General features: G+C 59.1%; 12 protein-coding genes and 1 tRNA gene. 4 read left to right on the plus strand and 9 right to left on the minus strand.

Annotation, left to right across the window (positions count from 1 at the left end; genetic code table 11):
* Positions 1-492: 492 nt before the first annotated feature.
* Complete coding sequence (locus RT551_RS03390; RefSeq protein ID WP_313455682.1) at positions 493-1,428, minus strand: AraC family transcriptional regulator; 936 nt, start codon at positions 1,426-1,428, stop codon at positions 493-495.
* Positions 1,429-1,487: 59 nt separating this feature from the next.
* On the opposite strand from RT551_RS03390, the gene RT551_RS03395 reads away from it, so the two are divergent.
* Positions 1,488-2,237, plus strand: coding sequence for an SDR family oxidoreductase (locus RT551_RS03395; RefSeq protein WP_313455684.1), 750 nt, complete (start codon positions 1,488-1,490; stop codon positions 2,235-2,237).
* An 84-nt stretch (positions 2,238-2,321) separates the two neighbouring features.
* Entirely contained in the window at positions 2,322-2,723 is a 402-nt protein-coding gene (locus RT551_RS03400) for an NUDIX domain-containing protein (RefSeq protein ID WP_313455685.1), read from the plus strand.
* Positions 2,724-3,234: 511 nt separating this feature from the next.
* On the opposite strand, the gene RT551_RS03405 is transcribed toward RT551_RS03400, so the two are convergent.
* The 6 genes from RT551_RS03405 to RT551_RS03430 all read right to left on the minus strand — a co-directional run bounded on the left by RT551_RS03405 (position 3,235) and on the right by RT551_RS03430 (position 9,370).
* Positions 3,235-3,666 carry a BLUF domain-containing protein gene (locus RT551_RS03405; protein WP_313455687.1) on the minus strand — a complete coding sequence of 144 codons (432 nt, stop codon included), beginning with the start codon at positions 3,664-3,666 and terminating at the stop codon, positions 3,235-3,237.
* 137 nt (positions 3,667-3,803) lie between these two features.
* A complete protein-coding gene (locus RT551_RS03410) occupies positions 3,804-3,953 on the minus strand; it encodes a hypothetical protein (protein ID WP_313455689.1) in 150 nt (49 codons plus the stop codon).
* Between the two features lie 476 nt (positions 3,954-4,429).
* A complete protein-coding gene (locus RT551_RS03415; RefSeq protein WP_313455690.1) occupies positions 4,430-4,816 on the minus strand; it encodes a hypothetical protein in 387 nt (128 codons plus the stop codon).
* A 943-nt stretch (positions 4,817-5,759) separates the two neighbouring features.
* Entirely contained in the window at positions 5,760-6,689 is a 930-nt protein-coding gene (locus RT551_RS03420; protein WP_313455692.1) for a hypothetical protein, read from the minus strand.
* A 275-nt stretch (positions 6,690-6,964) separates the two neighbouring features.
* Positions 6,965-7,225 carry a hypothetical protein gene (locus RT551_RS03425; RefSeq protein ID WP_313455694.1) on the minus strand — a complete coding sequence of 87 codons (261 nt, stop codon included), beginning with the start codon at positions 7,223-7,225 and terminating at the stop codon, positions 6,965-6,967.
* Positions 7,226-7,762: 537 nt separating this feature from the next.
* On the minus strand, positions 7,763-9,370 hold the full coding sequence (locus RT551_RS03430) for a hypothetical protein (RefSeq protein WP_313455696.1): 1,608 nt from the start codon (positions 9,368-9,370) through the stop codon (positions 7,763-7,765).
* A gap of 307 nt (positions 9,371-9,677) precedes the next feature.
* On the opposite strand from RT551_RS03430, the gene RT551_RS03435 reads away from it, so the two are divergent.
* Together RT551_RS03435 and RT551_RS03440 are read left to right on the plus strand one after the other, a co-directional pair.
* Complete coding sequence (locus tag RT551_RS03435) at positions 9,678-10,811, plus strand: addiction module antidote protein, HigA family (protein WP_313455697.1); 1,134 nt, start codon at positions 9,678-9,680, stop codon at positions 10,809-10,811.
* A gap of 11 nt (positions 10,812-10,822) precedes the next feature.
* Positions 10,823-11,305 carry a hypothetical protein gene (locus RT551_RS03440; RefSeq protein WP_313455699.1) on the plus strand — a complete coding sequence of 161 codons (483 nt, stop codon included), beginning with the start codon at positions 10,823-10,825 and terminating at the stop codon, positions 11,303-11,305.
* A gap of 13 nt (positions 11,306-11,318) precedes the next feature.
* Here the strand turns inward: RT551_RS03440 and RT551_RS03445 are convergent.
* Together RT551_RS03445 and kdsA are read right to left on the minus strand one after the other, a co-directional pair.
* Positions 11,319-11,395 (minus strand) — tRNA-Arg (locus RT551_RS03445).
* Positions 11,396-11,513: 118 nt separating this feature from the next.
* Positions 11,514-12,359, minus strand: a complete 846-nt coding sequence (kdsA, locus tag RT551_RS03450; RefSeq protein WP_313455700.1) for a 3-deoxy-8-phosphooctulonate synthase — start codon at positions 12,357-12,359, stop codon at positions 11,514-11,516.
* Positions 12,360-12,478: the final 119 nt, after the last annotated feature.

Consider the following 12,478-nt stretch of genomic DNA (forward strand, 5'->3'; position numbering starts at 1 on the left):
ACGACGTCTGACGACCCAGCGCCCCCACTGGTCCTTACCCTCCCCTCAAACACACCGCCGGGGACATTCGACTCGCACGCCTTCGGCAGGTCCAAGTCCACTCCTGCATATGTTCAAACCCGATTTGCCAAGGCGTGGACCCCGGACGGGGAGGCAGTGCAGAAGACATGGGCCCATCGATCGCGAGCCGCTCAATTGCTGCTTTCTGCGACCGGCGCGCTGGATCTACCGTGCACAGATGAAGAGAAGCGACTACGCAAGCCTCGCTGTGCGGGCGCGCAGTATGACGGGGCAGAGTAGCGCTTTGGTAGGGTCGCACGACAGTCGACCGCCGATAACGGCTCTACGTCCGGTAGGGCATGAGCACCAAACGCAAGCACATCTCCGGCAGACGTCCATGCGTTAAAGCACCGACAAGGGATATCGGCAGGCGTCTTACGACCGCCTCTACCAAAGCCCACCACGCCCGCCCAGGCCTTCATCGCGCAGCGTCTAGGTCCCCACCCGCCCATACCGCCCAGGCGCAACCCCCACCCGCCTCACAAACGCCGCACTGAACGTCACCGCGCTCGCATACCCCACCCGCTCCGCCACCTGCTCCAACGTCAACGCCTGCGACCGCAGCAACTGCTTCGCCAATGCCATCCGCCACGCCAGCACATACTCCATCGGTGCAACCCCAACCACCTGGGTAAACCGCGCAGAGAACGAAGACCGCGACAACGCCGCCTCCGCCGCCAACGAAGCCACCGTCCACGCATGCTCTGGCTGCTCATGAATCGCCCGCAGCGCCCCCGCCAGCCGCTCATCGGCCAACCCATACACCAGCCCCGCCCCATCGGAGTACTGCGCCGCACTCCGCAACGCCTCGATCAGCAGCAGCTCCAACAGCCGCTCCAGCACGACCTCACGCCCTGGCCGCGCCGAGCGCGACTCATCGCCCACCATCTCCACCAGCGTCGCAAGCCGTTCCACACCGCGTACATGCAAGACCTGCGGCAGCAACGACACCAGCAATGGCGCATCCGGCGATTCAAACTGGCAGTGGCCGATCTGCATCAGCACCTCAGCCGGACCATCCTGCCGCCCCACGCGAAACCATCCGTCCCCAAGCCGAACCGGCAACTCGGGCACGGCGTCCACGCCCGCCCCCGCACTGCAATTGAACAGCGACCGCAGCGCAGGTACCAGAACGAAATCCCCCGCCTGCAGATGCAGTGGACGCTGATCGTCCACGGTCAGCCGGCATTCCCCTGCCAGCAGCGCGACGTAGAAGGGCTCGCCCTCACCCTCGCGATGCACGCACCACTCTCCCGCCCCCTCCACTCGCTTGGAGAACCGGGCGGTGGGATGCAGCAGGGAGACAACCTGGGCCAGCGGATCTGCCATGTCCGGACGATCTACGAAAAATAAGAGATCACTCAGCATATACCGTCCAGCCCCAACCGGTGAACATGGGCCTCGCCCACTCATCAAGGAACCCCGGGATGCCCACCGTACTGATCACCGGCACCTCCTCCGGCTTCGGCCTGGATACCGCCAAACTCTTCCTCGACCGCGGCTGGAACGTGGTGGCCACCATGCGCACACCGCGCGAAGACCTTCTGCCGCGCTCTGACCGCCTTACCGTGCTGCCCCTGGACATCACCGATCCAGACAGCATCAGCCGCGCCATCGAATCCGCAGGGCCGCTGGATGCTGTGGTCAACAATGCCGGCGTAGGTGCGGCCGTGCCGGTGGAACTCACCACGCAGGAAACCGCCCGCACGCTGTTCGAAACCAACACCCTCGGCACCCTGGCTGTCGTCCAGGCCGTGCTGCCGCAGATGCGCGCCAAGGGCGAAGGTGTGATCGTCAACGTCACCTCCTCGGTCACGCTGAAGCCGCTGCCACTCGTGGGCGTCTACTCCGCCAGCAAGGCCGCAGTTAACGCCCTCACCGAGTCGCTGGCGATCGAGGTGGAACCGTTCGGCGTCCGCGTGCGGCTGGTACTGCCCGGCCGTGCTCCAAGCACCCAGTTCGGCTCCAATGCCCTCGTGCGCCCTCAGGCGGAAGACACGTCCGCTTACAGCGAACTCGCGCAGCGCGTGTTCGCAAGCTTCCGTGACAGCAGTGGTCCGATCACCGAAGGGCAGGACGTGGCCGAAGCGGTGTGGCGCGCGGTGACCGACTCGAGCGCACCCATGCGGATTCCCGCCGGGAAGGACGCAGAAGCGTTGATGCCCAAGGCCGGATGAGCGCAGCGCGGGTAGGCCCCTACCTGCCCGCGCTATTAAACTGGAGCCTGACTATCGTTCCTCGCACCGAGAACAAGGCACCCGATGTCCCCAGACGTCATCAAGATCGCAGCAGCCGTCATCTCCCGCGATGACGGCAAAGTTCTGGTGGTAAGAAAGAAGGGATCACACGCCTTCATCCAGCCCGGCGGCAAGATCGAACCCGGCGAAGACCCCATCCAGGCCCTGTGCCGTGAGCTGGACGAAGAGCTCGGCCTGAACATCGCCCCCACCCTGCCCGTCTTCATCGGCACCTTCAGCGCCCCTGCAGTCAACGAACGCGGCAGCACCGTAACCGCGCAGGTCTACACCTTCAGCCACACCGGCGAGGTCCACCCCAAGGCAGAGCTGGAAGAAATCGCCTGGATCGACCCGAAGAACCCCGGGGATCTGAAACTCGCTCCGCTAACCCGCGACCACATCTTCCGCGCGCCCCAACTGCGCTAACCCTCCGCGAACGCGCCTCTGCCTGCGAACGCCGACCTTGCTTCCGTCCACACGCGCACGCGAACCTCGCTTTGGTAGGGTCGCACGACAGTCGACCGCCGATAGCACCGCACCACCCGGTAGGGCATGACCCAAAAACGCAGCCACCGCTCCGCAACACCCGCGCGCCCAAACACACCCACGTCACAAACAATTGACCTCGCCCAACCAGCGCTCGGGTTTCAATGCTCACAACCCCACATCCCGTCCGCCCATGCCAACCACAGGTCGATTCAACATCCTGCACGCGCGGGCACCAGCCCCCACCTACCCCCACCAATGCGCAAACGTGCAGCAGTTACACGCAGAATGTCTCAACTGCAGCACCACATTACGCGCGCACCCAGGCAAGGGCCTGGAAACCCTTGACGGCGGGGTGGTCATCACCTGTCCCAACTGCGGCTCACGCCAAGGCGTCAGCAATCAACTCTTCGCGGAAGTGACAGACAAGACCTGAATAACTCAGGGGCTCTCAACCGGCATCTTGAAGATGCGGACGAACCAGCGCAGTAAGTTCCGCCACGGCAGGCACCACAACACCCGACTCACTGCGGTGCTTCTCAATCATCGTCCAATCCGCCACGGCGAGCGCATGCAACTGGTGCTGCTCAACCGGGATCCAGTGCATGGACCAGTAAGGAAAGCGGCGCACGCCACCATGACCACGCGCCAGCTCTGCCACGTTCTTATGGCTTTTAGCGTTGATCAGTCGCGAATACACGAACTCGATGCCGTCTTCAGGCCCTTCGATGTACTGCAGGAACCGACTGCCGTCGAACAACAAAACGCCCGTAACGCCCGCCAACCGATTGTGGTGGGACGCGTCTCGGACCAGAGCGTTGAGGCGGTCAACAGAAATGCCGTCAGCAGCGTCGCTGCGATAGGCGATGGCACACAGGGGCACAGTTCGCCTCTTGGTACTGCTAGATAGGTAGCAAGCTTAGCAGAACGAAGTAACGCGATGGGACCGACGTTCCATACGGGCGCGGATAAAACAAGCGCGGCCAACGGCCGGGCTTCTGTCCCCCTAAGGGATCAAGCTCACTCTTCTTCCTCGCTACCCTGCTGACCAGAGCGCTCGCGCTTCTGATCCTGCTGTTGCTGCTGCTGGCCCTGGCGCTGACCTTCGCGATCCTGCTGGTTCTGCTGCCCTTGTTGGTTCTGCTGATTCTGCTGATTCTGGTTGGTCATGATCTTCTCCGAACTCGGCGTCACCATGAGGCCGATGGGACGACTCTGCGCTCAAGGCAGTGAGTCTGATGTGCCGGAAACAGGTCCATGCACAGACATGGAGCGCACCAAGGTAAATCATTCAGAACAAACTAGTAGCCATGCGTACCGGATCGTGCGTCTGTCGTGCTGGAAATGGGAGTGCTCGCACATCGGCGCACGGTGCCCCCGATTCGATCCCACATGCGCGCGCGAACCACGCACCGGCAACGCTTCATCGGATTCGCCTCTGCTTACGGGCACGGGAAACTGCCTGATAAACCGCCGACGGCTCCGCTGCCCCACGCGCACGCGGAAATCGCTCCGGTAGGGTCGCACGACAGTCGACCGCCGATAGCAACTCAACGTTCGATTGGGCATGACCAAAGAACGCAGAAACATGCCAACTCAACGACCCCGCCCACCGACTCAGCCCAGCGCCGCCAGACAACACCACTTCACCGCCGGCCAAGCTTCTCCTCAATGATCTCAAGGACTTCCTGATTATGATCAAGGACTGCTCGAGTGAAGTCAGACTGACTCCGTGTTGTCCGAGCGAACACCTCAATCACATCGCGAGCCTCCTCATACTGCTCAAGCCGCATCAGGGACTCAACGATTCCTGACGCAACATAAGGATCGAGTGGGCGTGTTCGCTCCAATGAGCGGTACGCCCTCAAGGAAAGAACGGCATCTCCAGTGCGCATGCCTATCCCGGCAAGGAGAAGCCAGATGCCCTCCGTCTCCTGCCCTTGCTCCACAAGGTTCAGAAGCTCAAGGCGCGCCCCTTGCAAATCCCCTTCATCAAGCATGTCCTTTATATGATCCAGGTTCGCTGAAGCCATGCATTCAATCCTTTACATACCGGCATCGGGAAGGACCGCAACCTACCATAGGACGCGCGACGCAACCACAGAATCACGCGGACGAGCTGCGCTTTGGTAGGGTCGCACGACAGTCGACCGCCGATAGCACGTCAACGGCCGGTGAGGCATGACCAACCAGCGCAGCCCGCTCAAGCCTGCGGCCACATCGGATTTTAAGTCCGCCGGCCCTCTGCAAACCCATCTCTCAGCCCATCTCCCACCATCGACTCCGCCCTCGCCCCTTCCGTCGGCCGGCCTCTTTGATCATGGCGGCCCACTGTTCTTCAGCCGTACGCGTGTCATTCAATAGAAGATGCCCAAAGCTGGGCGTGATCTTGGTTGGGTCAGGCCGGTCGAAGACCGGGGCGACAAAGGCGATGTCTGATGTGTCCATAGGTCAACGGTAGCCCGGGGCCGACGCACAGCCTGAGACCAGACAGGACCGGCGCAGGTATCAACGTGTCACCCTAGCGACAACGATCAAACCCACCCGACCCGTAACTCAGCCTCCGCAACAACAGCCGCGCGGAACTGCTCCACATGCCGAAGAATGCGACGGGCACGTTCCACTTGTGCACGCGCCTGAGTGAAAGTGATCTGCCTGTCCAGCCGATAGTCACACGTCTCTCGGAAGACCCGCGACGCCTCAAGGGCGATACAGACGTCTTTCTTCACAGCCTTGAGACCACCCAGTCGAGGATTCAAAGACTCCGTCTTCCATTCACTTATCCTGCGACCGAGTTCGCGATGCCCGACATGCCTGGACCGCTCGTCGCATTGCTCCGACGGAGGCAGAAGGTCCGCGAGCCAAAGCAAGCCGTGATACGCAGCGTAGTAAGCGCGGCTGGAAGCAGCCCTCAACTCGACCTCGGTTGCATCTGGACCAAGCAACCCCTGAGAGAACCTACTCAGGTCTCCAGCATCAATCGCCACGAGCTTCTCCTTTACACGCCAATACAGCCACGGCTATCACCCCATCCATTAGAGCTTTGGGTTCATCGCCAGCCAACTCACCATAGAGCCTCCACTCCGCGTCCGAGACGGACTCAACGTCTCCGATGACCATGAACGACACAAGGACGCTCGGGGGACCTTCGCTATGAACTGAAGTCTCCGTATGAACCCCCTGTGGCGGATAGCCCCATGCCCTCAGCAGAGAGATCGCCTTGGCAACAATAGTGACGACCTCTTCGTCACCTACCCTTGTCTCATCAAGGATCTCAGCAATGCTCGTCTTGATCGCGAAGATGGGATGCGCACTTTGACCATCGCGGTCAGTCGGCTTAGCCGGAAACTCGAGAAGCGAAACGTCACTTGTGCACGGGTCCTCCCCGCCATCTTGCAGCTCCCTCTGCAACCGGCCAGCCTCGCGGAACCATCCATTGAAGCTGAGCAACCGCCCCATTTCCTGTTTCCAGGCGACGGGAAGGTCTTGGCCAGCCAGGAACGTGTCATACAGAAGCCTCGTCCGGAAGACCTGGCCCGAGATCGCCGCTACTTGAACTGCACACCGCAGGAAGCGCATCTCGCAAGCCGCCATCTGTAGAAGTCGGTCAAAGAGCTCAGCTGAAACCTCGTGATCGCCCCGAACCGCCGCAAGAACCGCTTTGATCTCAAGTGCGCCCATGGGATCCACCGCCATCAGCTTGTCAGCGTCAGCTGCCAGCCTGTGCAGCTCGAACTCACTTGCGCTAGCGGCACCCAGGAGATGGATGGCCCGATGGCGAAGATCGCTATACGTTGTCTGGGGGGCGGCTTGTGCCACGTCATCTTCTCCAGTTTGGGGCTTCACCCCATCAAACCCCGGGAGCGCGATTGTCGCTTCATACGTATCGGGGTCGATCTGCAGCACATTGCAAATGACCATGGGACCCAAATCAGCCCACCACAGAACCTCACGCAACCGCTTGAACCAAAAGGCCAAGACGCCACCAAGTTCTGATTTCTCAACCTGCCCCACGCCCACCAATACGCTGGCGCAATCAACCCACTTGCCTGGAATCGCGTCGAAAATGCAGATGGCGCACCGACTCCAGAGACTCGCGACCTTAGGCTGTTCCCCGATTGACGGCATACACACTGCGCGCCATGCGCACACCGCCAACCGGGGTGGCTAAGCCGTTAATGTCAGACCTTCATGTTGCGGAGGATGATGCAGTCCTCCTTCCATTCAATCGCCAGCCGGCTGCCCACCTCCCAACCAACCCGGGACATCCACATGCCGCGCAGCCACAGGCAGGAGATGCGGTTGCTGGCCAGGTTGCGCTTCCCGGTCGGATCCTGGATTGCCCTCACCCGGAGGGTGTCGGGCTTGGTGAAGTAGAGCCGGCCCTTGGGCTTGTTGTCGCTGCCGCTACCGCCGTTGTTATCAGAGCTTGAAACTGTCATATGCAACCTCGTCAAGAGTGTTCCCCCTCGTCGAAATGACGAGGGGGTCGGGAGGCTGACAACCGTGCATAACAACGGCGCGACGTATTTCCTCGGAGGTGTTCTATTCCGCCACCCTCCCGACGTACGACGTTCAAGCTTGTTGTTATGCGGAGCTGTCAGGCTCCTTGGACACACCTTGCGAGATCACTCACGCGAAGTGAAGCAGGCGTCCAAGAATGATATTTCGGAGGCGGCGAGAAACGCCAATCATGAGACGCAATCGAGCCAATTTTGAACGAGAAATCGCCAAATAGCGTCAATATTGTCACATCCCTGCCAAAGATCAGTTGCATCAGACGGCAATTCGACGCTGAACTACGGATGACGTAATTGACCGCAACTGCGATCGCACCTCGTCCGAATGCAAAATCAACCAGTGCGGGACAAAGCAATCCACACTGGTCGCAGGGACTCTCTCTCGAACAAGGCGGCAAGTGGAGACCGAGCCATCCACTGCAGATTGCCAGTCAGCCACAGATCCACCCATCAGCAATATTAAAGTTCTTCAGGCGCATCGCGCGTGGAGAGTCTAGGTGCCGCGACCCTGGGAAGCTGCCTCCCATGGTTCAGCGCCATCCTATCAACTTGGCTCAATGGATGATTCTGGAAATGCTCCCGAAATGACGCTCTCAGGGAAGCACTTCCAGTGTCGTTCATTAACCTGGGCAAGTCTTCGCAATCGTAAGCTCGTATGGAATATCGGCTAAGCTTATCGCTACGACGCTTCACCATTGCCCTCGCCTCGGCACTCAGTTTTCCTGACGTCCAGAATTCATACTCCCTGCTGCAATCGTTGTAGCGCATGTCCTGACTCACAACCGCATCGATCAGCGGAACCCTGTTTAGCAGCCAATGCTCAACAAGATCATCAGGCACAAGGCCACTAGGCCTGTAACCCTTGCACTCAATGAACCTCGCAATTCTCCTGCGGTGAAAAACAACAACATCAACCTCTGCGGCGCGCCCCTCCAACTTGAATATCTCATTTATCTGGATGTAGTCATGCGGCGCAATCATTCGCTGAACTTCAGCGACCAGGTACTCGAAGAGAGCACCGCGCAAGTTGTTGGCCGCGCCCTCGATATGATTCAGCCTCCTAAAAATCTCATCGAGTTTTGAGACATTCCCTTCTGTCGGCACAACTTCTTTCAAAATTTCTGCCAGGTTCCGCAGACTTCTAGCAACCTCAGCGCCAAACAATGCCTCAACCGTAGCTGCGACAATGCCACGCTCTCTCGCCAACCTGAGTGCATCGCCGTCAAAATCATCCGCGATGAACATCTGTAGGCAACGCCCTATGTTTGGCATCGCTCTAACGGTGGTGCATTTATTGATAAAAGGCTTTAACGTCGCTACTGAGACCCTGCTACCGGCAAGTACGTCACAGACCACGAACCCTGGCTTTGGCTTGCCTCCACTCTCCCCCCAATATGCCAAAGGACCCAAGTATGAAGGACCTGTCATGTCCCAAAGAAACGGTCCGACCCTAGGATCATCGACCGATTGCTCGTCTCTTAACTGGATTTTTTCATAACTTGCGAAACCCAATTTTCTGGCCCAATCCTTTACCGCGTTGAGGAGCAGCTGCTCAGACTTTAGCCGAGCCTTCATTCCTGCAATCTCATGCGCGGATGGCTGCGCTTGATGAATTAGCTCTACGCACTCGCCTATTCCCGAGACCTCAAATATTCGAACCAGCTCAGCCGCGCGTAGCCTTTCGAGAACAACCCGCCCAGGGATTCGCCTCTTCTGGGCAACGGGCGAGCCGCAAGCGATGAGAAAATGCCTAACTGGCATCATTCCTGACCTTCCCACCAGAGCAGCCAAACCGGATCCGTATGAGGCGGAATGCTCCAAGAGGCACTCTATGAGTCTTTCCCAAAAGAGCGGAGAGCCATAGTGTTTCTGTAGGTAAACAAACCTTGCCCGTTTTGGAAGCGGCAGGTGGGCCAGCTTCTTGATTGTCTTGGACCTAGAGATTAGCTTTCGAGCCAACACCGAGCTGACGTTCAACTGCTCAACGAGCAGCGCAGCCAGTTCCGGGCTCGAGCAAGGCCCAGAGTTGGCTAGTACAGATGAGGCGCGGTCCCTTTCCATCTTCACTCGAGCCACCTTGTCACACGGCGCTATTTATAACACTTAACTACGTGGAGGGTGTGCAGCAGCAACGGCTTGCGAGAACCCTACTGGTACGTAAGGCTAACGGAGGCACTTCGGAGGGCTCAACGTTGCTGGCCTGTCACAATGCACGATGGAATGCCACTGTCAGAGTGAGGCGTGAAACTGACTGAGGTCTCAGCGGCTCGCGGCGGCCGCTACAACTTCGACCCCCAATTTCACTCAAACTTAACATTTAGGGAATTCGGTTTGGGAGTTTGACAAAACACTCAAACTTTGAAAGCATGGCGCCATGAGTACGGTGATCACGTCGCCAGGGGCCTTCATTCAGTCCCTGATCGCAGAAAGGGCCTGGACAAACAGGGCGTTCGCACTTGCTTGCAGTTTAGAGGAGAGCGAGTGCAGTCGCCTCATCAGTAATAAAAAGCCTGTTACGGCAAAGATTGCAATCTTGCTGGAATCGGTGTTCTCCGTACCAGCAGAGGAATTTCTCGTCCTCCAGGCACGGCACGAACTGCATAAGGAGCGCCTGAAGCAGGTTCCCCATCAGCCAAACAACAAGCGCGGGCTGTTTTTGGCGGAGTTGCCGATATCTGCAATGATCAAACGTGGTTGGTTGGACGTTGATTCCGCAAGAGACAAGATCGGAATTGAGCGAGAGCTTGATCTATTCTTTGAAGTCAAAGAAGGCGAAGAGATCGACCCTGTCCCCCACGCCGCGAAACGCACGCAAGTTTCCGATTTGGCGACTCCAGCTCAGCTTGCATGGGTGTATCGCGTAAGGCGCATGGCACAGGACATGATCGCCCCGCAGTATTCACCCGCCCGTGGAGCGGATCTCGTCGAGAAGTTGAAACTTCTTCGAGCATCCCCCGAAAGCGTACGCCATGTACCTCGCCTGATGACGGAACACGGCATCCGATTCGTGATAGTAGAGACCCTACCCTCTGCAAAAATTGACGGCGTCTGTTTTTGGCTGTCACCCACTGCACCGGTTATTGGGATGACGCTCCGATTTGATCGAATCGACAACTTTTGGTTCGTCCTTCGACACGAGATCGAGCATGTTCTGCTCGGTCACGGCACGGCGGGGGCAATCATCGATTCAGAACTCGATGGGGAACCCGGCGGACTGGGGACCGGAGTTGCTGAGGAGGAGCGACTGGCAAATCAAGCAGCGTCTGAGTTCTTGGTTCCCAGTGTAAAACTTGAAGCGTTTGTGGCACGCAAGGCACCTTTTTTTGCGACTCGCGACATCATTGGATTCGCAAATCTTCTAGGTGTACATCCAGGGTTGGTGGCCGGACCGCTTCAGCGGAGAATCGGTCGCTACAACCTTTTTAGAGAGCACTTGGTCAAAGTGAGAGACGCGGTTCTGCCAAGCGCACTGGTTGACGGCTGGGGAAGTGTGGCCCCAATTGATTAGCGAGGACTAGTATGGCTACGAAGAAGCAACAGATGCAGAGCATCATCCGCTTGTACCGTGAGAAAACAGGGGTCACCTCAATCAACATGCATGAGGTGGCAAAGTTTGCTGCAGCGATGGGCTGGCCACTTCCCGCTCCTAAGAGCGCCCTTGACCGGCTCGCGGAGCAGTTCTCGGGCGTCGCTCGTGATGAAACTCGTAGGGATGAAGTTACGGGGCGTCCGTATCGAGCAAACGTAGCCGTTACCGAGTGGCACGAGGGAACCCAGACAACATTGTGGACCGACATTGATGAAGCCCCTCGCAAAGTTGCCCACAAGTCATTTGTTCAAAGAAGGGAGCAAATGGTTGGCGATGCCGTGCAGCTGACATTGGACGTTGATCGCTGGAATCGCGTCCACGTGAATGAAGAACCGATCAATATGCCGCTAGATTTTGCATTTGACGTTGAACTCCGCCTCAGCGCCAACCAAGCAAATGACGATGCGGCGTGATTTCGCCGTAGTTTGGTGACCCCGGCCCGATTCGAACGGGCGACCTTCCCCTTAGGAGGGGGACGCTCTATCCAGCTGAGCTACGGGGCCATGCGGGCGGAAGCATACCGCCGATGCGTGACGGGCCGGCATTGCACCGGCCCCGCATATAAGGATACCTGCATTCAGCGAGGTGACCAAGGCTGGCCACCCCGCAAGCCCGCCGGAATCAGCAGATATCCAGCTCCGGGAAGCCCTTGACCAGCTCGTCCACGGCCTTGATCTGGGTCAGGAACGACTCCAGCGCGGCCAGCGGCAGTGCGCTGGGGCCGTCGCAACGAGCATGGTCCGGGTCGCGGTGGGCTTCCAGGAACAGGCCGGCCAGGCCCAGCGCCATGCCGGAACGGGCCAGTTCGGCCACCTGACGGCGGCGGCCGCCGCTGGCTTCGCTGCCGGCGTCGCGGCGCTGCAGGCTGTGGGTGACGTCGAAGATGGCCGGCAGGCCGCCGGTGGATTCGATCATCTCGCGGAAGCCGAGCATGTCCACGACGAGGTTGTCGTAACCGAACTGGGAACCGCGCTCGCACAGGATGATGTTCTCGTTCCCGGCTTCGCGGATCTTGCTGACGATGTGCTTGATCTGGGTGGGGCTGAGGAACTGCGGCTTCTTGATGTTCACCGCCCTGCCCGTTTCGGCAATGGCGACCACCAGATCGGTCTGGCGGGCGAGGAAGGCCGGAATCTGCAGCACGTCGACCACTTCGGCCACGGGGGCGGCCTGGGCCACTTCATGGACGTCGGTGATGACCGGGATGCCGAACTGGCGCTTCACTTCTTCGAAGATGCGCAGGCCTTCTTCCAGGCCGACGCCACGGAAGGACTTGATCGAGGAACGGTTGGCCTTGTCGAACGAGGCTTTGAAGACGTAGGGAATGCCGAGCTTGCGGGTGACCGTGGTGAAGTGTTCGGCCGCGTGCAGGGTGGAATCGAGGTCTTCCAGGACGTTCAGGCCGCCGAAGAGGACGAACGGGAGACGGTTTCCTACGGTTACGCCTTCGGCGACGGTGACGTTCATTCAGGTTCCTGGGGGATGTTCAGAAAGGGATTGTAGCGGGTTGGATATGGGGGCGGTTTTTGGGGATTGCAGGGGTGATGGGTTGGTCGCGTAGAGCAGCCGGGCAAGCCCGGCTCTAC

It is taken from the genome of Stenotrophomonas sp., from assembly GCF_032103445.1.
GTDB lineage: Bacteria > Pseudomonadota > Gammaproteobacteria > Xanthomonadales > Xanthomonadaceae > Stenotrophomonas.

Coding starts and splice junctions, on each gene's coding strand:
- RT551_RS03390 (WP_313455682.1), bottom strand. CDS start 1,428: ATGCTGAGTGATCTCTTATTTTTCGTAGATCGTCCGGACATGGCAGAT.
- RT551_RS03395 (WP_313455684.1), top strand. CDS start 1,488: ATGCCCACCGTACTGATCACCGGCACCTCCTCCGGCTTCGGCCTGGAT.
- RT551_RS03400 (WP_313455685.1), top strand. CDS start 2,322: ATGTCCCCAGACGTCATCAAGATCGCAGCAGCCGTCATCTCCCGCGAT.
- RT551_RS03410 (WP_313455689.1), bottom strand. CDS start 3,953: ATGACCAACCAGAATCAGCAGAATCAGCAGAACCAACAAGGGCAGCAG.
- RT551_RS03415 (WP_313455690.1), bottom strand. CDS start 4,816: ATGGCTTCAGCGAACCTGGATCATATAAAGGACATGCTTGATGAAGGG.
- RT551_RS03425 (WP_313455694.1), bottom strand. CDS start 7,225: ATGACAGTTTCAAGCTCTGATAACAACGGCGGTAGCGGCAGCGACAAC.
- RT551_RS03435 (WP_313455697.1), top strand. CDS start 9,678: ATGAGTACGGTGATCACGTCGCCAGGGGCCTTCATTCAGTCCCTGATC.
- RT551_RS03440 (WP_313455699.1), top strand. CDS start 10,823: ATGGCTACGAAGAAGCAACAGATGCAGAGCATCATCCGCTTGTACCGT.
- kdsA (WP_313455700.1), bottom strand. CDS start 12,359: ATGAACGTCACCGTCGCCGAAGGCGTAACCGTAGGAAACCGTCTCCCG.